We start from the raw sequence: 22,994 nt of genomic DNA on the forward strand, positions 1-22,994 counted from the left end.
TGGAAATTAAAAGAAGTTAGGCATTTTTAGAGGAAAAAAACGTAGTTATCGAAATACTTGTTCTTGATCAATTTATGAAATTCAGATTTTTCTTACTCAGCTAAGCACAAAAATATATACGAGATCACATATCGAGTTTCAGTGTGCTAATAATAATGAGTTCGTGATATCAATAAGGTTTTCTAAGCCAAAATATGGACAGGAATCGAATTGTGATTTTTATCTCCAATCCTTTGCTGTGAATTCAATACAGTGAATTGAGTCTATTCTGACGTCACTTATTTGGAGATTTAGATATGTCAAAACCTATTATTGTTGTGGCTGTTGGGGGTAACGCTCTATTGCAACGTGGAGAGGTGATGAGTTGTGAAAACCAACAGAAAAGTATCGCGCAAACCGCGAGTTCACTGGCTGAATTGAGTAAAAACTACCGTTTAGTCATTGTGCATGGTAATGGCCCTCAAGTCGGTCTGCTTTCTTTGCAGAATAATGCTTACAAAGACTGTCCTCCTTATCCTTTTGATGTTCTTGGAGCAGAGACGCAAGGCATGATTGGGTATTTGATTCAACAAGGTCTTAATGCCGCGATTGAAGATCGCTATACCACGACGATACTGACGCGAATTGTCGTCGATGAAAACGACCCTGCCGTTGCTGACCCTTCCAAGTTCATTGGGCCAGTGTATACCGAGGAGCAGGCGAAGCAACTTGCTGAGGCAAATCATTGGGTTGTGAAACCTGATGGTGCGCACTGGCGTCGTGTCGTCCCTTCTCCTAAGCCACAAGAGATCTTAGAAATCAAAGCAATCAAAGACTTACTTGAAAAAGAACACCTAATCATTTGTGGTGGCGGTGGTGGTGCGCCAGTGATCGAAAAAGATGGGGCATATGTCGGTTTTGAAGCGGTTATTGATAAGGACATGACAGCGGCATTAATCGCAGAACAAATTGGGGCGGAGCATTTGTTGATTCTGACCGATGGCACCCACGTTTGTCTTAACTGGGGAACACCACAAGAGCAAAAGCTAGAGAATGTGACCATTGAGCAAATGAAGCAATATTCTTTCCCTGCAGGATCGATGGGACCAAAAGTCGATGCATGCTGCCAGTTTGTTGAAAAAACAGGACAAAGTGGTCATATCGGTGATTTATCTTTTGCGTTAGAAATCATTGAAGGGAAGTCTGGTACACATATACAAGCATAATATGCAAATAAGTTAATTCACAAATCAATAAGGTCGCATGTCAAAGTTACGGTCGCTTTTGGCGGACATTGATAGTGTGACCTTATATATTAGGTGTTAATTAAAATTTGGAAGGACAACATCACGATGCGAAAAGTTAGTACGGAAACAAAATTGTTGAAAATTAACGAAGCAGTTGTCCGCTTGATGGAAAGGCGAGAAGCGACAGATATTTCGATGTACGACGTTGCTAAAGAGTGCGGAATGGCAACGTCAACGGTTTATCATCATTATCCGAATATAGAAAACTTATTTCATAGTTTATTGGAGAATGTTTTTGTCGATTTCGATTTATTATTAAAGCAATGTGTTGATGAAGAACAAGTTCTACATTGGACCGATATTAATCGAATGATAGAAACCGCTTATGTGAATTACTACAATAACAATCCAATTGCCAAAAAGTTGATATTAGGGCGCCACACGTTTGCAGAGTTAGGTCATGCAGATACAGAACACGATCTCGAGCTAGGGCATCAAGTTGAGATGATTTATCGCCAGTTCTTCGACATTCCTCAGCTACCTCAACCGATTAATATTTTTGCTATATCCCTGCAAGTTGCCGACAAAATCTATTCTCTCTCTTACCGTAAATATGGCTACATCACCCCAGAACTGGCAAAAGAAGCCCTTCGCCTGTCTGAGTCATACCTTCAGCTCTACATTCCCCCAATTTGTCAGAAGGTTGATTTTCATTCGGCGTAAGTTGGTTGGCTCTTGTGAGTTAGCATATTTAACAAGATTCAGTCTGATTCGTCTTAGCTTGATACAAGCGATATATGGTCAGTAAATTGGTGATGATAAATGTACTCTCGACCAATGAACCACCGATCGAGCCAAGCCAAATATTGTGGCTGACCCAGCAGAAGGAATTAAACAAAATTAAGCTACGTAGAGTGATGCCTTGTTTGGAAAAGAGTGCCCAAGTGGCGACGGACGATCCGATTACCGTGAGTAGCTCAAAAAAGTGAGTGATGTTTGGCAGGGTCATCAGCCACATAAGAGCAATGAAGAACCACATCACTTTGCGTGACTGGGTTTTGATTGAGGCAAAACTGCGAATACCATTAATGATCACGCCAATGGCTGCGACGGTTGCGCCCATTAGGGTAAAGTGAATACCCATGATGAAACAAAACGCCATCATCTGATAGCGAAAGCGCATGTCATCTTTTTGCCAGAATGCCATCACGCCAACCATAAACGCGATGCCACCAATGCCTTGTGCTAACCAGTTTTCCATTTATTTCCCTAGAGTGTTGCAAAGTCATCTCGTTAAGTGAGTAAGCTAATGAGCATCCTTCAAAGTTGCCGCCCTTATAGAGTTTGATTCAATCTGTGAGAAGATCCTGAATCACGCTCGTGCCTCGCTTTTCAGGATGATGAATAGGGAGATATTTGTCATATCGTCATTCCGACGAGTCTAGGCGAGATCAGGAATCTACTTATCGCGATAACCCAATCAATTGAGCCATGCTTTGAATGAATCAGCCCTCCACAAAGGGAGGGCTGGGCACTTTATCTAAATCGCTAAGGGGGTACCCAAGAGCCTTGAGATTACTTACCAATCATTACTCATTTACAAGTGCTACTGCTTCGCGAGTTAGGCGAGCAAGCTCTTCCCAGTTGCCCGCTTCGATCAGTTTCTTATCTACCATCCACGTACCGCCACATGCTAATACGCGCGGGATAGCTAAGTAATCTTTGATGTTCGCAGGGTTAATACCACCAGTAGGCATCAGTTCGATGTCGGTGTATGGCGCGAGCAGTGATTTCACCATGTTGATGCCGCCAGAAGCTTCGGCAGGGAAGAACTTCAAGGTGGTTAATCCCATTTCCAGTGCGGCTTCAACTGTGCTTGGGTTGTTCACTCCCGGTACGATATCAATCCCGATTTCTTGGCACGCTTTAACGGTATTTGGGTTAAAGCCAGGCGATACGATAAAGGTTGCGCCTGCTTCTTTTGCTGCAATTGCTTGCTCGCGGTTCAACACCGTACCCGCACCAATCAGCATGTCTGGCTGGGTTTCACGCAATAGGCGAATCGCTTCTGCAGCTGCTGCTGAACGGAAGGTGATTTCAGCAGCTGGTAGTCCGTTTTCTGCCAGTACTTTACCCAGTGGGATAATGTCTTCTGCTTTATCTATGGCGATAACAGGGATGACTTTCAGAGCTTTCAATTGTTCTTTAATACTAGACATGAGTGTTCCTTAAACGACGCCAAGCGCCGGTTGTGTGAATGCTTTGGGAATGATGGCACCGCGATGTTGAATCACAGCACCTGCCAGTGCGTTGCCTCTTTGACATGAGGTCGCTAGATCGGCGCCAGCAAGGTATGCTGATAAAAAGCCCCCATTGAATGAGTCGCCCGCCGATGTGGTGTCCACCACTTGAGCGACAGATTGGGTCGGCACGGCTTGTGGAGCCAGAGCCGCGCTCGACCCCTGATTTGTTGAGTCTTGAACCAAGCAGCCATCTGCGCCGAGCTTGACGATGCATTTGCCCACGCCAAGAGAGGTAAGGCGTTCAATGGTTTGCTCTGGTGTTTCGTCACCCCAGATCAATTGTTCGTCGTCAAAAGTCACTAAGGCAATGTCCGTCAGTTGATACATGGCTTGGTAAACGTTCTTGACGGTTTGATTATCGTCTTGAGGCCATAGTGCTGGGCGGAAGTTACTATCAAACGCGATTTCAACGCCTTGGGCTTTCAGTTCGACCAATAAGTTGAGCAGTGAAATTCGATCTTCCTCTGGCAAGATGGCTAAAGAGATACCGCTGAGAAACACTGCATCTACTTGAGTTAATGCTTGCTTAACCAGGCCAAAGTTTGGATGTTGAAGTAGGTAACGTGCTGCTGATTGATTGCGCCAATATAGAAACGTACGCTCGCCTTGGTCATCAAGTTGAATCAAATATAAACCTGGCGTGCGAGTCTCATCGCGCAGCACTAAACCTGTTGAGACGCCTTCGTCTTCCCAGCGAGTCAGCATGCCTGTACTGATTGGGTCATTGCCAAGCGCCGTAACGTAAGAGACTTTGACTTTATCAGGTTTGCTATTGGCTTCGCAGCCGCGGCTCAAATAAACCGCAGCGTTGAGCGTATCCCCACCAAATGTTTGATGCATTGAGCCGAACGGTTTGCCATTCAGCTCAATCATACATTCACCAATAATGGCGATGTGTTTCATTGGTTACGCCCTCTCTTCAAAGTAGCGTTTTGCGTTACCAAAACAGATGTCTTCGACCATAGGGCCAAGCAACGATAGGTCATTCGGAACTTCGCCGTTCTCTGCCCAACGACCGACCATGTCACACAGAATACGGCGGAAGTATTCGTGGCGGGTGTAAGACAAGAAGCTGCGCGAGTCCGTTAACATGCCGACGAATTGGCTGAGCAAACCAAGTTGAGAAAGCTGTTCCATTTGGCGTTGCATGCCGTCTTTCTGGTCGTTGAACCACCAACCTGAACCAAACTGTACCTTGCCCGCGATACCGCCACCCTGGAAGTTACCAATCATGGTTGCCATCATTTCGTTGTCACGAGGGTTCAAACAGTAAAGAATGGTGCGAGGCAGCTCGTTGGTTTGGTCCATTTCATCCAACAGATGTGCCAGTTCAAAGGCAAATGGGCGATCGCCAATCGAGTCAAAGCCAGCGTCGGCACCTAGCAGTTGGAACATGCGAGTGCTGTTGTTGCGCTGCGCGCCAATATGGAGCTGCATTACCCAGCCCAATTGTGCGTAGCGTTTGCCGAGCCAAACTTGAACTGCGGTAGAGAACTGCGCGCATTCAAGCTCTGACAATACTTCGCCACTCAAACGACGGGTCAGCAACGCATCTAAATCAGCCTCGCTTGGAATTGGCGCGTAACGGATGATCTCAATGCCGTGGTCTGCCGCACGACAGCCATGTGCATCGAAGTGTGCCAAGCGTTTATCAAGCGCACTCAATAAATCATCAAAGCGGCGAATTTCAATGTCTGCTACTTCGCCCAGTTTGTGCATGTAATCCGCAAACACGTCCAATTCAATCTTGAACGCTTTATCCGGACGCCAACTCGGCAGTACTTTAACGTTAAAGGTGTCGTCTTCTGCGATCGCTTTGTGGTGTTCTAGTGAATCGATAGGGTCATCGGTTGTGCCTGCCATTACGACGTTCATTTGCTGCATGATGCCACGAGCCGTAAATTCAGGTGTCGCCAGTAGCTCATTACATTGATGCCAAATTTGGTCTGCTGTGTCTGGGCTAAACAGCGTATTGGTAATGCCGAATGGGCGACGCAGTTCTAGGTGCGTCCAGTGGTAAAGCGGGTTGCCCAAGGTTTGAGGAACCGTCTTCGCCCACGCCATGTATTTGTCGTAATCGCTCGCATCACCCGTAATCAAACGCTCTTCAATGCCTGCCGAGCGCATGCCACGCCATTTGTAGTGATCGCCTTCAAGCCAGATTTGACCCAAGTTATCGAACTGACGATTTTGTGCCACTTCCGCTGGGTTTAGGTGGCAGTGGTAATCATAAATTGGCTGGTGGAACGCATGCTCATGGTACAAGCGGCGCGCAGTTTCGTTTGAGAGTAAAAAGTCTTCACACAGGAAATTCTTCATCGTTAACTCCTATTACAACGCAGCGACAGTGGCACGAGCACCGTTATCGATTAGCGATTGGTAAGCACTGCTCACCGCATCAATCACTTGTGGGTTTTGACCAAGCTCTGCAGGGAAGATGGCTTCAACCGCGAGCAACGCAGGCACAACAGAAACGTTCAAGCCGTGTTGGTCGCAGATCTGACGTAGTGTCTCTGCCATTGGATCGCGAACATCAATGTCGTTGCCTTGCTCGTCCACGCCGGATACGTAGCGCATCCAACCTGCAATCGCGGTTGCCAACCATGAGAAGTTAGAACCTTGAGCAAGATGGAATCGTAAGCTACCGCCCATGCGTTGTGGGATCTTCTGGCTGCCATCCATCGCGATTTGCCATGTTTTGTGTTTCAAGCTTGGGTTAGTGAAGCGCTCGATAAGCAGCTTAGCGTAGCCTTCTAAATCGGTGCCTGCTGGCATGGCCAGCGAAGGGGCTTGTGCTTGCATCATCATGTCGAATGCCGCTTTACGGTAGCCTTCATCTGTCATGGTGTCAGAGATGTGCGCGTAACCACCAAGGTAGCCTAGGTAGGCTAAGAACGAGTGGCTACCATTTAGCATGCGTAGCTTCATTTCTTCGTAAGGCACAACGTCGGCAACAAATTCTGCGCCAGCCACGTTCCAATCTGGGCGACCTGCCACGAAGTTATCCTCGATAACCCATTGACGGAATGGTTCACAAGCGATGCCACATGGATCTTCACAGCCAAGTAGCTCAGCGATTTCAGTCAGTGTCTCTTCCGTTGCTGCTGGCACAATGCGGTCAACCATGGTGCAAGGAAAGGTAACGTTGGTTTCAACCCAGTCGCGCAATTCAGGGTCGAGCAGTTGAGCGAACTCAAGTACCGCTGCTTTTGCTACGTGACCGTTCTCTTGTACGTTATCGCAAGACATCACGGTAAATGGCTTCAGACCGCGTTCACGACGCATCTTCAGTGCTTGCACGATGTAACCCAGTGCCGATTTTGGCTCCGTTGGGTTGGCAAGGTCAGCAATGACTAGCGGGTTGTTTTTATCAAGCGTGCCCGTCGCTGGGTCAGCGCAGTAGCCTTTCTCGGTAATCGTCATTGAAACGATCGCCACTTGTGGCTCTGCCATTTTTTCTAACACTGCTTGAATGCTGTCGAGGCTTGGGTGGAGTGATTCGGTCACTGAGCCAATCACTTTTACCTCAGTCGATTCTGCGCCTTTCTCTGCCACTGTGTAGAGGTGGTTTTGCGCGCGTAGCGATTGAATTAAGTCCTCACCACCAAATAGGTTGATTTCGCAAATGCCCCAGTCAGAGCCCGTTTTGCTCAACATTTCGTTGGTGAATAGAGCTTGGTGCGCTCGGTGGAAAGCACCGAAACCAAGGTGAACAATACGGCTTTTAAGCGTTGAGCGGTCGTAGTCCGGAAGCAGAACGTGGTCATTCAGAGTGGAGTTCGAAATAGTCTTCATTTTGGTATCCCTTTTCCCGCAAGCGAACCTGCGGGATGGTGTATTTTAATAATTCGTAATCTAAAACTTATAACCAAGCGCTTAGTAACCAAGAACAAGGTTAGGCAAGAACAGACTTAGCTGAGGAATAAAGGTCACGGCCATTAGTGCTGCAATCAGTGCAACGTAGAATGGAAGTAGAGGTTTAATTACTTTGTCGATGGCAACGTTCGCCACAGAACAACCGATGAACAACGCGCTACCTACTGGTGGGGTACAGATACCGATAGCCAAGTTGAAGGTCATCATGATGCCGAAGTGCACAGGGTCAATACCCATATCCAGTGCGATTGGTAGGAAGATAGGCGTAAAGATCAGTACCGCTGGTGTCATGTCCATGAAGATACCGACAATCAGCAGAATGACGTTGATGATCAACAGAATCATCATTGGGTTGTCAGAGATAGCCAGTAGGGCATCTGCAATCATGTAAGGAATATCGGCGTTTGCCATCGCCCAAGACATGCCCATTGATGCGCCAACCAGTAGCAATACGATAGAGGTGGTCACCGCAGACTCTAGGATGATCTTTGGAATGTCACGCCATTTCACTTCGCGGTAAATCAACACCGCTAGCACAAAGGTATAAACCACCGCGATAGCTGAGGCTTCTGTTGCGGTAAAGATACCGCCAATGATGCCACCCATGATGATCACAATCAGTGCCAAAGATGGGGCTGCTTTCAAGAAGGTATTCCAAACCATTGCTAAAGAAGGGCGTGCTGCCACTGGGTAACCACGACGTTTTGCAATGATACCTGCTACCACCATGATGCTTAGACCCATCAAGATGCCAGGGATGTAACCCGCTAGGAACAATGCCGCGATAGACGTACCACCAGACACCAATGAGAACACGATCAGCGTGTTACTTGGCGGAATCAATAAACCAGACGGGCAAGAAGTGATGTTCACTGCTGCAGAGAAGTTCTCATCGTAGCCATCTTTCTTTTGTAGAGGAGACATGGTACCGCCAACCGCTGCTGCAGACGCTACCGCAGAGCCAGAAATCGAACCAAACATCATGTTCGCCATTACGTTCACGTGTGCAAGTGAACCAGGAAGGCGGCCACCAAGCACTTTTGCAAAGTTGATAAGACGCAGTGCGATACCACCTTGGTTCATGATGTTACCCGCCAAGATAAAGAACGGGATTGCCAGTAGAGCGAAGTTATCAAGGCCTGCCGCCATACGCTGCGCCACAACGGCGATCGCAGGCTCTAGCGGTAAGCTCATTAAAATAGTGGCTAGCGATGACAAACCGATAGCGAAAGAAACCGGTACGCCAATCGTCAATAAGACCGCGAAGCTACCGAATAGGGTGAGAATTAATTGCCATTCCATTGTGGAACCCTCGATTAATCAAGTTGTGTGTCGGTGAGTAGGGCTTCACCAGACGTCAATTGTTTTACACGGTCGAAAGCAAATACCGCAGAGTAGAAGATCATCAGTGCGCCACTGATTGGTAGGCAGAAGTAGATGTAGCCCATTTCCAAGCCGAGCGCTGGTGTTAACTGGCCAGTTGCCAGTGTTTTCAGTGCGAGTTGTGTACCGCCGTGAACCAACACCACGTAAGAGAACAGTGCGATGGCAATTTGGATGACGATTTCATTGATGAGTTTGCGCTTGCCTTGCAGCTTCATTGTTAGCAAGTCGATAGCAAGGTGACGTTTAAGACCAGTGGTGTATGCCGCGCCAATTAACGCAACCCACATAAAGAGATAGCGAGCAAGTTCGTCAGTAACGGTGCTTGGTTTGCCAATCACATAGCGTGATAACACTTGCCAGACTACGCAAATGACGAGGAAGGTCGAGAGAGAGACCGTAAAGGCGGCCAGCCCCCTGTTGATGTATTTGACCAATTTATTCATTTTTATTTCCTTTAAGTAAATACGCGCACCTCATAACAACTGGTTAACCAATGTAAGAAGTTGTTTCTGTGTAGGGCAGTAACATACGCTAATCTTTCTGGTCGGATTATAAGTTAGCCAATTTGGTTGTCACGTGAGCAGGTTCACAATTGGATTGGTTGACCAATTTAAGGATTGTGATTGTGATTTTGGTCAATCAATTTGCATTTTTGTTTTGACGATAGGTTTTTTGATCGCCAATAATGGCCTCGAAACAAGAAATACCGTTAAAAAATTAAAACTACCCTACATATTGGACAACCAATCCAAGGAGAATAGAACAATGATGACGCGTAAGACTCTTTTAAGCGCTGTAGTAGGTGCTGCAATGACCTTCGGCGCCACCGCTTCTGCTTATGCTGCGACCACTTTGAAGCTGAGTCACAACCACCCCCGTGACCATGCCGTACATAAAGCAATGGACTTTATGGCAAAAGAAGTTCGTGAAATGACAGACGGTGAAGTTCGTATCCGTATTTACCCTGATGCACAGCTAGGTACACAGCGTGAATCGATGGAGCTGATGCAAAACGGCGCTCTAGATATGGTGAAGAGCAACGCGGCAGAATTGGAAGCTTTCTCCCCAGCTTACGCAGCATTCAACATGCCTTACTTGTTCCGCGATAAAGACCACTACTACAAAGTGACAGACGGTGAAGTAGGTCGTGAAATCCTGAATTCTTCAGCGGACAGCGGCTTTATTGGTGTGACTTACTACGATGCAGGTGCGCGTAGCTTCTACACCAATAAACCAATCAATACGCCGGAAGATCTAAAAGGTCTGAAAGTGCGCGTACAGCCAAGCCCATCAGCGATTGCGATGGTAAAAGCGTTGGGTGGTAACCCAACACCATTGGCATACGGTGAGCTATACACAGCATTGCAACAAGGCGTGGTCGATGCGGCGGAAAACAACATCCCATCGTTCAGCTTGAGCCGTCACAGTGAGGTATCAAAGTTCTTCAGCTTAGATGAGCACACTATGGTTCCGGACGTTTTGGTTATCTCAACGAAGACTTACGACAAGCTAACGCCAGAGCAGCAACAAGCACTGATGAAAGCAGCAGCAGACTCTTCGGAATACATGAAGAAGCTATGGGCTGAGTCAGAAGCGAAAGAGCGCGCGAAAGCAGAGAAGATGGGCGTGACTTTTGTAGAGCCAAATAAAGCGGCATTTGTTGAAGCGGTTCAACCAATGTATGCGGACCTAGAAAAGACAAATCCTGAATTAAATGAATTGGTTGAGAAAATTAAAGCCGTTCAATAATTCACAATTTAATTAGTACGAAACAATCGAAAACAAGGTGTTACCACATTCTGGTACATAGAGGTTGACCAATTGTTATTGGTCGTTATGATGGCGTGAGAAGTTAGATGGAATATAGTGATAATATCATCATGATGCCTTTTGAACCGAAAAGACCGTATCAAGAAACCGGTCTAGTCCTAAGACAAGAGTTAATCAACGGCCTTTACAAGGTTGGTGATAGGTTGCCGCCTGAGCGCGATATCGCAGAACGTCTCGACGTTAGCCGCACAGTAGTGCGTGAAGCGATCATCATGCTTGAGCTGGAAAACCTTGTCGAAGTGAAGAAAGGTTCTGGGGTGTATGTCATCAATATTCCATCTCAACCGAACTCCCGTGAGAACGTGATCAGCGATGACGCAGGTCCGTTTGAAATGCTCCAAGCTCGTCAGTTGCTTGAAAGTAACATTGCTGAATTTGCAGCGATGCAAGTAACGCCTGGCGACATCGTGAAAATGCGCGCAGCCCTTGAGTTAGAACGAGAAGAACTCGCCAGTGGCACCGCAGATTGTAACGGTGATGAGAAGTTTCACATGTGCATTGCAGAGGCAACTCAAAACTCTGTGCTGGTGGACATGCTGAAGCAATCTTGGGAGCGACGCGAGAGCAGCCCAATGTGGAAGAAACTTCATTCTCACATTGCTGGTCAAGACTACCGTGAAGAGTGGTTAGACGATCACGCCAAAATCCTCGCCGCATTGCAGCGTAAAGATCCTATCGCTGCAAAAAATGCCATGTGGCAACACCTTGAAAACGTTAAACAGCGCCTGTTGGAGCTGTCTGACATCGATGACCCAAATTTTGATGGTTACTTATTCAGTTCCAACCCTGTTGTTCTGCAGGGCGCTGAAAACGGTTAACCACATTGCCGGCTTCGGTCGGCTCTAGTCAGCGCAGCTGCATTATCGCGGCTGCATATTAAGAAGTCGTTGTGCACTTAGCTTGAATAATTCGAGCGGGCTGAGTGCGTCTTAAAAAAGGTGAGTGTCATGGAACAAACTTGGCGTTGGTACGGTCCGAATGACCCAGTGTCGCTAGACGATATTCGTCAAGCTGGCGCAACAGGCATCGTGAATGCCTTACACCACATTCCAAACGGTGAAGTGTGGTCGAAAGAAGAGATTTTAAAACGTAAAGCCATCATCGAAGAGAAAGGCTTAACGTGGTCGGTGGTTGAAAGTGTTCCTGTTCACGAAGAAATCAAAACTCAGACGGGCAACTTCCAACAATGGATCGACAACTACAAACAAACGCTGCGTAACCTTGCTGAGTGCGGCGTAGATACGGTCTGCTACAACTTTATGCCAGTACTCGACTGGACACGTACAGACCTTGAATTTGAAATGCCAGATGGTTCTCGAGCGCTACGCTTTGACCAAATCGCATTTGCGGCATTTGAGCTGCACATTCTTAAACGCCCGGGCGCAGAAGCGGATTACACCGAAGCTGAGCAAGCTCAAGCGCTTGAGTACTTCAACAACATGACGGCAGAGCAAATCGAACAACTGACAAGCAACATCATCGCTGGTTTGCCGGGTGCTGAAGAAGGTTACACGTTAGAAGAGTTCCAAGCTCAATTGGACCGCTACGCTGGTATCAGTAAAGACAAACTGCGTGAGCACATGGCGTACTTCTTAGCGGAGTTAATGCCAGTGTGTGAAGCGCATGGCTTAAAATTGGCGGTGCACCCAGATGATCCACCGCGTCCAATTCTTGGTTTGCCGCGCATCGTTTCGACCATCGAAGACATCGACTGGTTAACCGAAAAAGTACCAAGCAAGATGAACGGTTTAACCATGTGTACCGGTTCTTACGGTGTGCGCGGTGACAACGACCTAGTTAAGATGATCAAAAAGCATGGCGACCGCGTTTACTTCACTCACTTGCGTTCAACCAAGCGTGAAGAAAGCAACCCGATGACGTTCCACGAAGCAGCTCACCTAGATGGTGATGTGGATATGTACAACGTGGTGATGGCGATTCTGGATGAAGAACAACGCCGCGCAGAAGTGGGTGATCACCGTTTGATCCCAATGCGTCCTGACCATGGTCACCAAATGCTGGATGATTTGAAGAAGAAGACCAACCCAGGCTACTCAGCCATCGGTCGCTTGAAAGGTCTTGCTGAAGTGCGTGGTCTAGAGATGGCACTAAAACGCGCTTTCTATACCAAGTAAGTAAAAACCGTAAACCCATCTAACAAAACGCAGAGTCTAGGCTCTGCGTTTTTTCATTCTTAATTTCTTGAATATTATCCATAAAAAGTATCTGCGATACTCTGTCAGATGAATACCTGAAAATATTTTGCGTCTTTTTCTAACCACAGTCGTCTTATCTGTGTAAAAACGATTTCGACCGGAGAATTCCATGTTCAAGCCACAGCCAACGCGCTCAGATATTAAAGACAAATTCATCAAGCATGATAGCCAAATGCTCAACCAAGTGTACGGAACAGACCAAGTTGTGCCGTATTGGATTGCTGATATGGACTTTCCTATTGCATCGCCTATTTCGCAAGCGATGCAGCAACTTGTCAGCCGTGAAACCTTCTCATATGAGTTTGATAGCAAGACGGTTTTTCAGTCCATTGCTGATTGGAATAAGGATTTGCATGGTCTTGAACTTAGCACTGATAACTTTGTTCAAGTGCCGGGCGTACTGAGTGCCATTGCGTTGCTTATCCGCGAATTCACCAAAGAAGGTGAGGGCGTTCTGATCCAGACTCCGGTTTATCATCAGTTCCGACGTTTGATTGAGTCAGCTGGCCGAACCGTTGTGGGCAACACAATGAAAATTGAAAATGACCACTACGTGATGGACTTTGAGTTGCTTGAAAATCAGTTGAAAAGTGGTGAAGTGCAAATGATTTTGCTGTGCAACCCTCATAACCCAGTGGGGCGCGTTTGGACCAAAGCAGAGCTAGAGCGCATGGTAGCGTTAGCTGAGAAATACAAGGTGATGATCATCAGCGATGAAGTGCATGCCGACATCGTATTTGAAGGTTCCACCTTTACCAGTATGACTTCATTAGGTTATGAAAACAGCCTGACGATCATTGGCTCTCCGGCGAAAAATTTTGGTTTGAACAGCATCTCTAACGGTTACATTTACAGCGATAACCAAGCACTTTTCGAGAAAATCAAAGCGACGTCGGCTTCACTCTCTATCGATCATGGCAATGCGTTTACCACCTACGCGACCATTGCGGCTTACCAACAAGGTAAAGAGTGGTTTGAAGGTTTTCATGCTTACACGCAAAACAATCGTAACTGGATTGTTGAGTTTATTGAGCACAACTTGCCACAGGTGAAAGCATTCCTGCCACAAGGAACCAATCAAATTTGGTTGAATTTTTCTGGTTTAGAATTGGAATCTTCTCAGTTAAAAACCTTGCTGACAGAAGAAGCTAAAATGGCGCTGACGCCAGGTACTTGGTTTGGTGAACCAAATGAAAACTACTACCGCATGAACTTCGCTTGTTCTTTAGAGCAAATTCAAACCTCGTTTGAGCTGCTTAAAGCCGCTGTCGATAAACGTAAGTAAGTGAAGTGGTAGGAGAATAAAACGATGACACAAACCATCACTAAAGGCATCAAAGCCCTAGTAGAAGAAGCGCGCTTGAGTGTGGCAGACCTCTCTATTGAGGATGCCAAAGCGCTGTTTGCAGACGAAGGTTACGTATTCGTGGATGTACGAGAAGCCGATGAAAGGCGCAAACTTGGCGTGATCCCGGGGGCATTTACCTGTCCAAGAGGCATGTTGGAGTTTTTGATTGATCCACAATGCCCAGTGCACAACCCAGTTTTTGCTCAAGATAAAACGTACGTCTTTTACTGTGCGCATGGACTTCGTTCCCTCTATGCGGCAAAACAAGCCGCTGACATGGGGCTTGGGCCTGTGCTCAACCTTGCTGGTGGTTTTGCTGAATGGGTGAAAGCAGATGGCGCGGTTGAGTCTGAGTCATAATGTATAGGTCAACTTGCCATACGGCTTATATTTCGATTAATATCGAATTATTATTTTATGTATAGAGACCGTCGCATGTTAGCAGAGTGGTTGGCACACAAAGAGCAGCTCAAAAACTACATTGTCAAACAGACCAGTGATCCAGATTTAGCCGATGACATTTTGCAAGAGGTGTACATCAAGGCGAGTCAAAAGATCGATCAGTTAGAAGCGCGAAGCAAAATCAAAAGTTGGTTATATCGCATCACGCACAACGCTATCATGGATCACTATCGTACGCACCAAAGTTATGAAGAGCTGATAGACAATCAGGTTGAAGAGGAAATGCCGATTGAGCTGGAGAATCTTCAAACCATGGGGCATTGTTTGCGCCCAATGTTTGAGTGTCTGCCGGAGAAATATCGCCAAGCCATGATTCTGTCTGAACTTGATGGCTTACCTCAACAAACGGTCGCAGACCAGTTGGGACTCTCGCTTTCTGCAACGAAAAGCCGAATTCAACGCGGTCGAGTTAAGCTCAAAGCCTTGTTAGTTGAGTACTGCAATGTTGAAGCAGGTCGAGGAGGTATCGTTGATTTCTCGCCAGAACCGCAGTGTCTTCACATGGCTCAAATGCACAGTGCTGAAGTGGCATAAAGCCAAGATATCCGTTCGATTTACAATGTAAAAGCGCAGAGTTTTGGCTCTGCGTTCACATTTTTAAAAGTTGTGGTTACTGAACGTATTAATTCGAACAAGGTAACGAATACATTCGATGATAAGTCCGGTCTCTTGATTAGGGCGCGGCATGTGAGGGCAGCAATGCTCTCCACTCCAACCTGTGTCGCGCCCGTTTTATCTCAAGCGACGTGAAGTGGCGATACTATCGAACCGGGTACGCCTTAAGAGAATGTCGCTTGGCGTTTATCCGTAACCCGGAAAATGATTACCCTATTCGTGGTACCTACCAAGTGGCAATCTAATCGCTGTTTTTGCTTGAGGCATTAATAACCAACGACGTTTGCAGACTTCCTCTTCTAAAATGGGATTGTTCGTCTACTGGATTGTGGTAAAGTCCGCGCCTGCGATTTACTGCATCTATATTGTTGTACTGCCTCTTCAACCAAACGCACAAGGTTAAGCTAATGCCATTTTCTACTCTCTCTTTGAGTTCTGAGCTGATTCACGCACTGCCAAAAGATTTCAAGAAGCCAACTGATATTCAGGCTTTGGCTATTCCTGAGCTACTCAGTGGTAAAGATGTGTTGGCATTGGCAAATACAGGCAGTGGTAAAACCCTTGCGTATGGTTTGCCTTTGTTGGAAAAACTAAGTGTAAATCCAGAGCAAAAAGCGCTGATTCTAGTACCTACACGCGAACTGGCGACACAAGTGAGCGAGGCGATTAACCAAGTTGGTCAATCTGTTGGTCTCAACGCAGTGTGTTTGTGTGGTGGCGTTGATAAAGAGGCGCAACTACAAGCACTTGCGGCAAACCCTCAAATTCTTGTGGCGACAACAGGTCGTTTAGTTGATCTGGCGAACAACGGGTTGGAGTTGAGTAATATCCATTACCTAGTGTTGGATGAAGCGGATCGCTTGTTGGATATGGGCTTTTGGCCTGACGTGCAAAATATTGCAGGGCAGGTTTCAAACCAGCGTCAAACCGCAATGTTCTCAGCAACGTTTTCAGATGAGTTGAAGGGCAAAGCCAAGCAGCTGATGCATGCGCCAAAACAGGTAGCAGCGCATCAAGAAAACAGCACCAATCAAGATATTGCTGAGACGCTGTATCTCGTCAACAAAGGCAGCAAAACCAAAGCCTTGATTGAACTGATCAAGCAAAATGCATGGGCGCAGGCATTGGTATTTATTGGCGCGAAAGAGAACGCTGATGGTTTGGCTAAGAAGTTGAACAAAGCGGGTATCGCAACCAATGCGTTGCACGGCAATAAGAGCCAAGCAGAGCGAGAAGAAGCGCTGGCGCAGTTTAAATCTGGGCAAACACAGGTGTTGATCGCTACTGATCTATTGGCGCGCGGTATTCACATCGAGCAACTGCCGGTGGTGATTAACTTTGAGTTGCCAATGCACGCAGAGACTTATGTTCACCGAGTAGGACGTACAGCCCGTGCAGGCGAGCAAGGTGTTGCAATGTCGCTGGTCTGCCATAGCGAAGCCGAAGCGCTTACCGCGATCCGTAACCTGACGCAACGTGAATTGCCAACGCAAGATCTTGAGGGTTTCCCAGTAACGGATAAGCCTTCAACAGGCGAAAGCAAACGCGCCCCACGCGATAAAAAAGCCAATCGCCGAACCAATGCCAAAAAGAGCATTAAGCAGTTCCAAGGCAAGCCGAAACGCCAAGCACCTAAAGCTAAATAAACAAAAAGCCACGCTTCAATGAGAGATGCGTGGCTTTGTTTTATCTGTCGTTTGTAAAGTTAGCTTAGCGCATGTTTGATTCTTACCAAGGCTTCATCCAGTGTGCCAGTTGGGCAACCTAAGTTAAGGCGAACGAAGCCTGAGCCTTCTTTACCGAACGCAATGCCAATACTTGGCACAAGTCCAGCCGAGACAAATTTTTGTTCCAGCTCGGCGTCGGTCAATTTAAGCGCACGACAATCTAGCCAAGCCAAATAGCCTGCTTGTGGGGCGACAAATTTCACTGCAGGCAGTTCCGTTTCTACAAACAGCTCAAGTTTGGCGATATTAGCTCGCAGATAGTCTTTTAAGTCCACCAACCAATCGGAGCACTCTTGATAAGCAATAGTCGCGGCACTCATCGATAGGCTATTGAACACGTCCATGCCATGCGCATCTAGCCTGCGAGTAAACTGTGCTCGGAGTGATTCATCTGGAATCATAAAGTTAGAGATTCGCAGTGAAGACAAGCCAAACGTCTTGCTTGCAGCCGTAGCCACGATCAGACGTTTTGTGAGATTTTGTGGAAGACGCAAAGCCGAGTAGTACTGCGCATCGCCAACCACTAAATCGCCCCATATTTCATCACTCAGTAGCCAAATTTGGTATTGCTCACACAGTTCGGCAACCTTTGTGATTTCGCTTTCAGACCAAACTCGCCCCGTTGGGTTATGTGGATTGCAGAAGATCATTGCTTTTGCGCCATTAGCAAAGCAGGTTTCGAGATGATCAAAGTCGAGTTGATAGTCGCCGTTGGTTTCCGTCAGTGGGTTCTCGACGACAACACGATCGTTGAATTCAATGATCTTACGGAAGGAGCCATATCCCGGACTTTGCATTACGATGCCATCGCCTTTTTCGGTGAGCATTTGTAATGCGATCGCGAGCCCAGGAAGTACGCCATGTACCGTAGTGATCCAGTCACGCTCAACGTGGGTAGCATGTTGGTTTTGATACCAATCGATAGTGGCTTGGTAGTACGCATCATCGCGTTCTGCGTAACCAAAAATCCCATGATCCACACGCTGTTGTAGTGCGTCTAGCACCACTTGTGGCGCTTTAAAATCGTAATCGGATACCCACATCGGGAGTAAATCCGTCCCAGCCAATCCCAGCTTTTGCTGCATAAAGTCCCATTTAACAGAGCCACTTTCCTTGCGGTTCAGAATTTGGTCGAAAGCGTTCATCAATGACTTACCTTATTTTGTTTCTACTGCTGGTGTATTTGAATGCTCTTCAGCAATCTGTTGTTCGTTTTGTTCTGGCTTGGCTTTTGCGATACCAAAGCCAGTGAAGCCATAAATCAGAGCGAAGATCACGCCGGTGTAACATTGAATCGCCCATGGTAGGTAATCCAACGTTGCCACGCCTAGCGTACCTGCCATGTAGATACCCGCCGCTGTCCAAGGAACAAGTGGCTCGATGATGGTGCCGGCATCTTCGATGGTTCGAGACAGATTCTTAGTATCTAAGCCCATTTTGCGGTAAGCGTTTTGGAACAACTCACCCGGAATCAACAGCGCTAGCTTGCCGTCAGAAGTGGTGAAAACCACAGTGATGGTTGCCACAACGGTCGAAGCAATCAGCTGACCTGTGGTGTGAATCGCATGTAGGAATTTGCCTAGCACCACGTTTAGAGCGCCAGTTAGGCTCAAAATACCAGCGAAGGCAAAGGCACAGAATACCAACAAAATCGTGCTCATCATTGAGAACAGACCGCCACGGTTAAGCAGCTTGGCGATATCTGGCACTAAGCCATTTACGCTGTGACCATTTGCCTCAAACATGGCTAGGTTGAAGCCGTCTACGTAAGCTTGGAAGCCTTGTTTTAGTGTGAAGTCTTGGAAAAACATGCCTAAAACAATCGCGATAGCCGATGCGCCAAGCATTAATGGCAGAACTGGCTTCTTAGTTAACGCGCCCCATAGGATCATCACTGGCGGGATAAGAAGTAGAATGTTGAAGTTGTAGAGATTATCTAAGCCCGAGATGATTTGAACAACTTTCTCTGGCTCGTGAATGTTCGCGATATCAGCGCTTTGACCCGCAAAGAAGAAGACGACAGACGCAATCACAAAGCCCGGCAGAGTGGTGTAAAGCATGTGTTGAATGTGTTCGTACAAGGTGGTGCCTGAAACGACAGGCGCGAAGTTGGTTGAATCTGATAGCGGTGAGATTTTGTCACCAAAGTACGCGCCAGATACCACTGCACCAGCCGCAGCTGCGAGCGAGACGTCAAGACCTGCTGCCACGCCCATTAGTGCGACACCAACAGTACCTGCAGAGCCCCAAGACGTCCCCGTGCATACGGAAACGACACTGGTTACAAAGAAAGCGGCGATAAGAATGTATTCAGGGCTGATGACTTTTAGTCCCCAGTAAACCATGTAAGGGATTGTGCCGCTGACCATCCAGCTGGCAATCAAACCACCAACCGAGACCAAAATCAGAATAACTGGCATCGCCTTCGCCAGCTTTTCTACGATGGCGTTAATGATGTCATCCCAGTTGTAACCGATCTTCCACGCGATAAGACCAGTAAAGGCAGCTGAAATCAGCAACAGAACTTCAATGCGAAGTCCGAGTATTCCGTATCCGACAGCTAGAAGTGCAAACATCACCGCAATAGGGGCGAGTGCTAATCCGAACGACGGCAGAGGCTTAGAATTTGTCATGTTATTTATCCTCAGGATCGATGTAGGGTTTGTTCGGAATGGATAGTAACGGTCACATAATAGGCAAAATGAGAGCGGTGTGTTGTTTTCATGTAAGCGCTTACATGAGGTGTGCGAATGTAAGATTCATCACATTTTTATCCGATCTTTTTTATTGCTTTGACGGTTTGACGGCAGACTAAGCTTGCTTCGAATTGATGTAAGTTCGGTGGAGAATAACCATCTTTACTCAAATTTAGCGCCAGTTTCGCTGCATAAGTCGACATTTCATCAATCGGGTTATGCATGGTGGTCAATCGTGGATAAAGGTAGCGAGCAAGCAACACATCATCAAATCCAACCACGGAGATATCATCTGGGACCGACAAACCCTGCTCATGCAAACTTGCCATTAAGCCAGCTGCCATTACGTCGTTAAACGTCACCACCGCAGTGACTCCTGGACAGGATTGAATAAGCTGGCGACCTGCTTGTTCTCCTCCAGACTCGCTGAAGTTTTGGTTGATTACCCAACCCGTTGGAATAGCTAAATTGGCTGCATTCATTGCGTCTCGGTAACCTTCAAGGCGGTCGGTTCGATCTTCAATGGGCAAATCACTGGTGACACAGGCGATCTTGCGATGACCTTGCTGAATCAAATATTCGACCGATTTGCGCGCACCGACTCGGTTGTCTACCCAGACAGAACGATTGGAGATTTGTGCAATGGTGCGGTTGAGTAACACCATCGCCGGAAGCTGTGCAGCGTATTGCATCAGCGTGGTGTCATCGAGCATCTTTGAGTGTACGACCATCGCCTCACAGCCCTGACTGATGAGAAAGTCGAGCCCTTCTTTTTCTCGTTGCGCATTGTGCCCACCACTGACTACGACCAACTGACAACCATTGGCACGGGCCACTTCTTCTACGCTTTTGGCGATCAAGGCGAAAAAAGGGTCAGCCAAGTTCCCAGTGAGTAAACCTAGCGTGTTATTGCTGCGGTTTGCTAGCGCTGTTGCTCGCGCATCTCGGCGATAGTTGAGCTCTTTAATGGCGCGTTCGACTCGCTCTTGCGTTACTGGTTCAACATAACTGGTGCGATTGATAACACGCGAGACTGTTGCCGTAGATACGCCAGCCATGTCCGCGACGTCTTTCATGGTTGCCACTAGATTTCTCCAAGAGGGTAACAGGATAAACAAAGGAAGATGAAACGTGGCTGAGTGTAGCGGCTATTTATCGTTGGTTATGTTAGTAAGCTCAAAGGATAGAGCTTTAGAAAAAAGCGCTCCTATCTTGTTTATTAATTCAACAAGATAGGAGAAACAAAAAAGCCACGAACCTGACGATATCAGGTGTGTGGCTTATAAATTTGGTCACTTTAGAGGAGTCAGAAAGGGAATTAACCCGCAGTCGGGCCAACCAAACGCATTTCCCAATCTTCGACTTCACCGGTTTCTAGGCGGCGTTCAACAAGCTTGCCCCAAGATTCAACCAATGGAAGCTCCGCCAGTTGGCTTAGCTCCGTTTTATCTAGGCAACCAGTAAATACTGCGCCCATGATGCGAGCCAATGACCAGTCTGGGTAAGGTCTTTCACACAGAATAATTTCGTCACCTGCACCGATATCGCCCTCTTGTAGTACTCGGAAGTACCAGCCTGTTCGAAGCGTGTCTTGCAGTCTTCTCGCCATGTCGTTTTGCTTGAAGCGCACGTTGAGTTTCCAGCAAGGCATGCGCCCTTGGGATACTTCTAACAAGGTTGAGCCGATGCGGATTTTATCTTTCAGGCAAATGGACGCTTCTGTTACGCCGCTTGAGCTTAAGTTCTCACCGAACGCGCCAGCTGATTGGAAAATCGCTTTGTCGCCCAACTCTTGCTGCCAAACGGGATAGTGCTCACTTGGGTAAATATGAAGGGCTTTTTGAATCCCACCATGAAAGCGCGGATCGCCTTGTTCATCATTGGTAAAACCCAGTTCTGTTGCGTGCTGACGCTGCGGCAGAACCTGTTTGTTAATCGCACTTCTCGCACCATGTGCAAAGGCAACGGTTTTACCTGCTAATACGTTGTTAACTACGCCTAACTTCTTCATATTCTTTCCTTATCGCCTAAAACTGATTCGCCATACAGCGTGAAACAAGACCACGTTATCGCTCGCCCAGTGACTTGAATACCGGAATCGCTGCCAGCACTTCAATACGCTTTTCTGTGCTTTTTAAGTAACGCGTTTCGCTATCTGAAACCAACACATGACGTTGATAACCTTCCGCTTTAGGAAACTTGGTTAACACGGTTTCAAGCGATGCTTCGCACTTGTCTTGGTTGATGTTATCAATATCGACTTTGAATAAGAGTTGGTTTTCTTTGGATATTTCAACTTGATATCGCATACGTCGCACCTCACGGCTTCATTCACTTTGCCGAGCATGATAGCCTAGTGAACTTGTGTCAGAGTAGGGATGTAAGGACAGTTAATGATGCCAACCCGCCAAATCGATTCTCACTCCGGTGTCATGACCTCGAATGAGATGATGGCTGCCAATCCTCACTCTCCCGCTTTGGTTAAGACCATCGACATGCCCAAAGGTTACATTGATGCGCTGCACCAACACACGTGGCATCAAGTCATCTTCCCTATCAAAGGGTTGTTACAAACCAAAACCGATCACTATCAACACCTTGTGCCCCATACCTCTGCGCTGTTTGTACCTGCGGGTATTCAACATGAATCCATCGCGCTAAGCCATACGACATTTGTCGGTATCTATCTGAACCCTGAGTTTGGTACTGAGTACGAGCATCAAGTTAGAACCATCACTCTCACTCCTTTCTTGAACGAGCTGCTACAGGAAATACGTCGTCAATGCGAAGGGTTCGTCAGTGATGAGGAAGTATCGCGCTTGCTAGGCGTACTGCACGATCAAATCATGAAAGATAACGTGCAGACCTTTCAGTTATTGCTGCCTGAAGACAGGCGTTTAAAGTTGATATTTGAAGCGTTGACCGACACGCCAGCATTGGATTGGTCACTCAAACAGTGGGGAGAGACAGTAGGTGCATCCGAACGAACTTTGTCGCGCTTGTTCTCCAAAGAGTTCAACACCTCGTTCCAACTTTGGCGACAACAAATTCGGCTGATTTATTCGCTCTCTTTGCTGGACGAAGAGCTTTCTATCCAAAGCATTGCCGATCAAGTGGGGTATCAAAACGACTCTTCCTACATCAAAGCGTTTAAAGCCTATTTTGATGTCACCCCACAGCAGTTTCGCGTTAATGGTCGACGGGGGACTCTGTCTCTCCTTAGTTCGAAATACTGTTAGTTGATATAGAACCAGCATTAACTCATAAAATCAGCATTTTGCGAGACCATTAACGAAAAATACATCATAT

Annotated in this window: 22 protein-coding genes; 10 read left to right on the top strand and 12 right to left on the bottom strand. The window is 47.1% G+C overall.

From position 1 onward, the window contains the following. The first annotated feature begins 296 nt into the window (after positions 1-296). Both arcC and KIT90_RS11065 read left to right on the top strand, forming a co-directional pair. The gene (arcC, locus tag KIT90_RS11060) at positions 297-1,205 is read left to right on the top strand and encodes a carbamate kinase (RefSeq protein WP_039987680.1); all 909 of its coding nucleotides are present in this window, start codon (positions 297-299) and stop codon (positions 1,203-1,205) included. Between the two features lie 126 nt (positions 1,206-1,331). Beyond that, entirely contained in the window at positions 1,332-1,949 is a 618-nt protein-coding gene (locus tag KIT90_RS11065; RefSeq protein ID WP_020194162.1) for a TetR/AcrR family transcriptional regulator, read from the top strand. A 28-nt stretch (positions 1,950-1,977) separates the two neighbouring features. Here the strand turns inward: KIT90_RS11065 and KIT90_RS11070 are convergent, their stop codons facing one another. The 7 genes from KIT90_RS11070 to KIT90_RS11100 all read right to left on the bottom strand — a co-directional run bounded on the left by KIT90_RS11070 (position 1,978) and on the right by KIT90_RS11100 (position 9,234). Continuing rightward, entirely contained in the window at positions 1,978-2,487 is a 510-nt protein-coding gene (locus KIT90_RS11070) for a YgjV family protein (protein WP_054822444.1), read from the bottom strand. Positions 2,488-2,815: 328 nt separating this feature from the next. Further along, complete coding sequence (locus tag KIT90_RS11075) at positions 2,816-3,445, bottom strand: bifunctional 4-hydroxy-2-oxoglutarate aldolase/2-dehydro-3-deoxy-phosphogluconate aldolase (RefSeq protein ID WP_005429019.1); 630 nt, start codon at positions 3,443-3,445, stop codon at positions 2,816-2,818. A 9-nt stretch (positions 3,446-3,454) separates the two neighbouring features. Continuing rightward, a complete protein-coding gene (locus KIT90_RS11080) occupies positions 3,455-4,432 on the bottom strand; it encodes a sugar kinase (protein ID WP_285376689.1) in 978 nt (325 codons plus the stop codon). Between the two features lie 3 nt (positions 4,433-4,435). Then, complete coding sequence (uxaC, locus tag KIT90_RS11085) at positions 4,436-5,848, bottom strand: glucuronate isomerase (RefSeq protein ID WP_285376690.1); 1,413 nt, start codon at positions 5,846-5,848, stop codon at positions 4,436-4,438. Positions 5,849-5,860: 12 nt separating this feature from the next. Then, the gene (locus tag KIT90_RS11090; protein ID WP_285376691.1) at positions 5,861-7,324 is read right to left on the bottom strand and encodes a fructuronate reductase; all 1,464 of its coding nucleotides are present in this window, start codon (positions 7,322-7,324) and stop codon (positions 5,861-5,863) included. Between the two features lie 81 nt (positions 7,325-7,405). Beyond that, the gene (locus KIT90_RS11095) at positions 7,406-8,707 is read right to left on the bottom strand and encodes a TRAP transporter large permease (RefSeq protein ID WP_009706640.1); all 1,302 of its coding nucleotides are present in this window, start codon (positions 8,705-8,707) and stop codon (positions 7,406-7,408) included. A 14-nt stretch (positions 8,708-8,721) separates the two neighbouring features. Then, a complete protein-coding gene (locus KIT90_RS11100; protein WP_009706639.1) occupies positions 8,722-9,234 on the bottom strand; it encodes a TRAP transporter small permease in 513 nt (170 codons plus the stop codon). 322 nt (positions 9,235-9,556) lie between these two features. Here KIT90_RS11100 and KIT90_RS11105 point away from each other — a divergent pair, with 322 nt between their 5' ends. The 7 genes from KIT90_RS11105 to KIT90_RS11135 all read left to right on the top strand — a co-directional run bounded on the left by KIT90_RS11105 (position 9,557) and on the right by KIT90_RS11135 (position 16,908). Beyond that, positions 9,557-10,540 (top strand): TRAP transporter substrate-binding protein, encoded by a 984-nt coding sequence (locus KIT90_RS11105; protein WP_285376692.1) that lies wholly within the window; start codon positions 9,557-9,559, stop codon positions 10,538-10,540. A 107-nt stretch (positions 10,541-10,647) separates the two neighbouring features. Next, positions 10,648-11,439, top strand: coding sequence for an FCD domain-containing protein (locus tag KIT90_RS11110; RefSeq protein WP_009706637.1), 792 nt, complete (start codon positions 10,648-10,650; stop codon positions 11,437-11,439). 129 nt (positions 11,440-11,568) lie between these two features. Then, complete coding sequence (gene uxuA / locus KIT90_RS11115) at positions 11,569-12,756, top strand: mannonate dehydratase (RefSeq protein ID WP_285376693.1); 1,188 nt, start codon at positions 11,569-11,571, stop codon at positions 12,754-12,756. Positions 12,757-12,946: 190 nt separating this feature from the next. Further along, the gene (locus KIT90_RS11120; protein WP_285376694.1) at positions 12,947-14,122 is read left to right on the top strand and encodes a MalY/PatB family protein; all 1,176 of its coding nucleotides are present in this window, start codon (positions 12,947-12,949) and stop codon (positions 14,120-14,122) included. Positions 14,123-14,146: 24 nt separating this feature from the next. Then, on the top strand, positions 14,147-14,545 hold the full coding sequence (locus tag KIT90_RS11125) for a rhodanese-like domain-containing protein (protein WP_285376695.1): 399 nt from the start codon (positions 14,147-14,149) through the stop codon (positions 14,543-14,545). A gap of 75 nt (positions 14,546-14,620) precedes the next feature. After that, entirely contained in the window at positions 14,621-15,181 is a 561-nt protein-coding gene (sigZ, locus tag KIT90_RS11130; protein ID WP_122069030.1) for an RNA polymerase sigma factor SigZ, read from the top strand. Positions 15,182-15,669: 488 nt separating this feature from the next. Further along, positions 15,670-16,908, top strand: a complete 1,239-nt coding sequence (locus KIT90_RS11135) for a DEAD/DEAH box helicase (protein ID WP_285376697.1) — start codon at positions 15,670-15,672, stop codon at positions 16,906-16,908. 59 nt (positions 16,909-16,967) lie between these two features. Here the strand turns inward: KIT90_RS11135 and KIT90_RS11140 are convergent, their stop codons facing one another. The 5 genes from KIT90_RS11140 to KIT90_RS11160 all read right to left on the bottom strand — a co-directional run bounded on the left by KIT90_RS11140 (position 16,968) and on the right by KIT90_RS11160 (position 21,994). After that, on the bottom strand, positions 16,968-18,134 hold the full coding sequence (locus tag KIT90_RS11140) for a MalY/PatB family protein (protein WP_285376698.1): 1,167 nt from the start codon (positions 18,132-18,134) through the stop codon (positions 16,968-16,970). 12 nt (positions 18,135-18,146) lie between these two features. Then, positions 18,147-19,622 (bottom strand): Na+/H+ antiporter NhaC, encoded by a 1,476-nt coding sequence (gene nhaC / locus KIT90_RS11145; protein WP_020195535.1) that lies wholly within the window; start codon positions 19,620-19,622, stop codon positions 18,147-18,149. A 137-nt stretch (positions 19,623-19,759) separates the two neighbouring features. Continuing rightward, positions 19,760-20,770 (bottom strand): LacI family DNA-binding transcriptional regulator, encoded by a 1,011-nt coding sequence (locus KIT90_RS11150; protein WP_285376699.1) that lies wholly within the window; start codon positions 20,768-20,770, stop codon positions 19,760-19,762. 233 nt (positions 20,771-21,003) lie between these two features. Beyond that, on the bottom strand, positions 21,004-21,696 hold the full coding sequence (locus KIT90_RS11155) for an MOSC domain-containing protein (RefSeq protein ID WP_285376700.1): 693 nt from the start codon (positions 21,694-21,696) through the stop codon (positions 21,004-21,006). A gap of 55 nt (positions 21,697-21,751) precedes the next feature. Beyond that, positions 21,752-21,994, bottom strand: coding sequence for a hypothetical protein (locus KIT90_RS11160; protein WP_005429049.1), 243 nt, complete (start codon positions 21,992-21,994; stop codon positions 21,752-21,754). An 84-nt stretch (positions 21,995-22,078) separates the two neighbouring features. On the opposite strand from KIT90_RS11160, the gene KIT90_RS11165 reads away from it, so the two are divergent. Beyond that, positions 22,079-22,924 (top strand): helix-turn-helix transcriptional regulator, encoded by an 846-nt coding sequence (locus tag KIT90_RS11165; RefSeq protein ID WP_285376702.1) that lies wholly within the window; start codon positions 22,079-22,081, stop codon positions 22,922-22,924. Positions 22,925-22,994: the final 70 nt, after the last annotated feature.

Source organism: Vibrio sp. B172a (assembly GCF_030248355.1).
GTDB classification, from domain to species: Bacteria; Pseudomonadota; Gammaproteobacteria; order Enterobacterales; family Vibrionaceae; genus Vibrio; species Vibrio owensii.

Coding starts and splice junctions, on each gene's coding strand:
- arcC (WP_039987680.1), top strand. CDS start 297: ATGTCAAAACCTATTATTGTTGTGGCTGTTGGGGGTAACGCTCTATTG.
- KIT90_RS11065 (WP_020194162.1), top strand. CDS start 1,332: ATGCGAAAAGTTAGTACGGAAACAAAATTGTTGAAAATTAACGAAGCA.
- KIT90_RS11070 (WP_054822444.1), bottom strand. CDS start 2,487: ATGGAAAACTGGTTAGCACAAGGCATTGGTGGCATCGCGTTTATGGTT.
- KIT90_RS11075 (WP_005429019.1), bottom strand. CDS start 3,445: ATGTCTAGTATTAAAGAACAATTGAAAGCTCTGAAAGTCATCCCTGTT.
- KIT90_RS11080 (WP_285376689.1), bottom strand. CDS start 4,432: ATGAAACACATCGCCATTATTGGTGAATGTATGATTGAGCTGAATGGC.
- uxaC (WP_285376690.1), bottom strand. CDS start 5,848: ATGAAGAATTTCCTGTGTGAAGACTTTTTACTCTCAAACGAAACTGCG.
- KIT90_RS11090 (WP_285376691.1), bottom strand. CDS start 7,324: ATGAAGACTATTTCGAACTCCACTCTGAATGACCACGTTCTGCTTCCG.
- KIT90_RS11095 (WP_009706640.1), bottom strand. CDS start 8,707: ATGGAATGGCAATTAATTCTCACCCTATTCGGTAGCTTCGCGGTCTTA.
- KIT90_RS11100 (WP_009706639.1), bottom strand. CDS start 9,234: ATGAATAAATTGGTCAAATACATCAACAGGGGGCTGGCCGCCTTTACG.
- KIT90_RS11105 (WP_285376692.1), top strand. CDS start 9,557: ATGATGACGCGTAAGACTCTTTTAAGCGCTGTAGTAGGTGCTGCAATG.
- KIT90_RS11110 (WP_009706637.1), top strand. CDS start 10,648: ATGGAATATAGTGATAATATCATCATGATGCCTTTTGAACCGAAAAGA.
- uxuA (WP_285376693.1), top strand. CDS start 11,569: ATGGAACAAACTTGGCGTTGGTACGGTCCGAATGACCCAGTGTCGCTA.
- KIT90_RS11120 (WP_285376694.1), top strand. CDS start 12,947: ATGTTCAAGCCACAGCCAACGCGCTCAGATATTAAAGACAAATTCATC.
- KIT90_RS11125 (WP_285376695.1), top strand. CDS start 14,147: ATGACACAAACCATCACTAAAGGCATCAAAGCCCTAGTAGAAGAAGCG.
- sigZ (WP_122069030.1), top strand. CDS start 14,621: ATGTTAGCAGAGTGGTTGGCACACAAAGAGCAGCTCAAAAACTACATT.
- KIT90_RS11135 (WP_285376697.1), top strand. CDS start 15,670: ATGCCATTTTCTACTCTCTCTTTGAGTTCTGAGCTGATTCACGCACTG.
- KIT90_RS11140 (WP_285376698.1), bottom strand. CDS start 18,134: ATGAACGCTTTCGACCAAATTCTGAACCGCAAGGAAAGTGGCTCTGTT.
- nhaC (WP_020195535.1), bottom strand. CDS start 19,622: ATGACAAATTCTAAGCCTCTGCCGTCGTTCGGATTAGCACTCGCCCCT.
- KIT90_RS11155 (WP_285376700.1), bottom strand. CDS start 21,696: ATGAAGAAGTTAGGCGTAGTTAACAACGTATTAGCAGGTAAAACCGTT.
- KIT90_RS11160 (WP_005429049.1), bottom strand. CDS start 21,994: ATGCGATATCAAGTTGAAATATCCAAAGAAAACCAACTCTTATTCAAA.
- KIT90_RS11165 (WP_285376702.1), top strand. CDS start 22,079: ATGATGCCAACCCGCCAAATCGATTCTCACTCCGGTGTCATGACCTCG.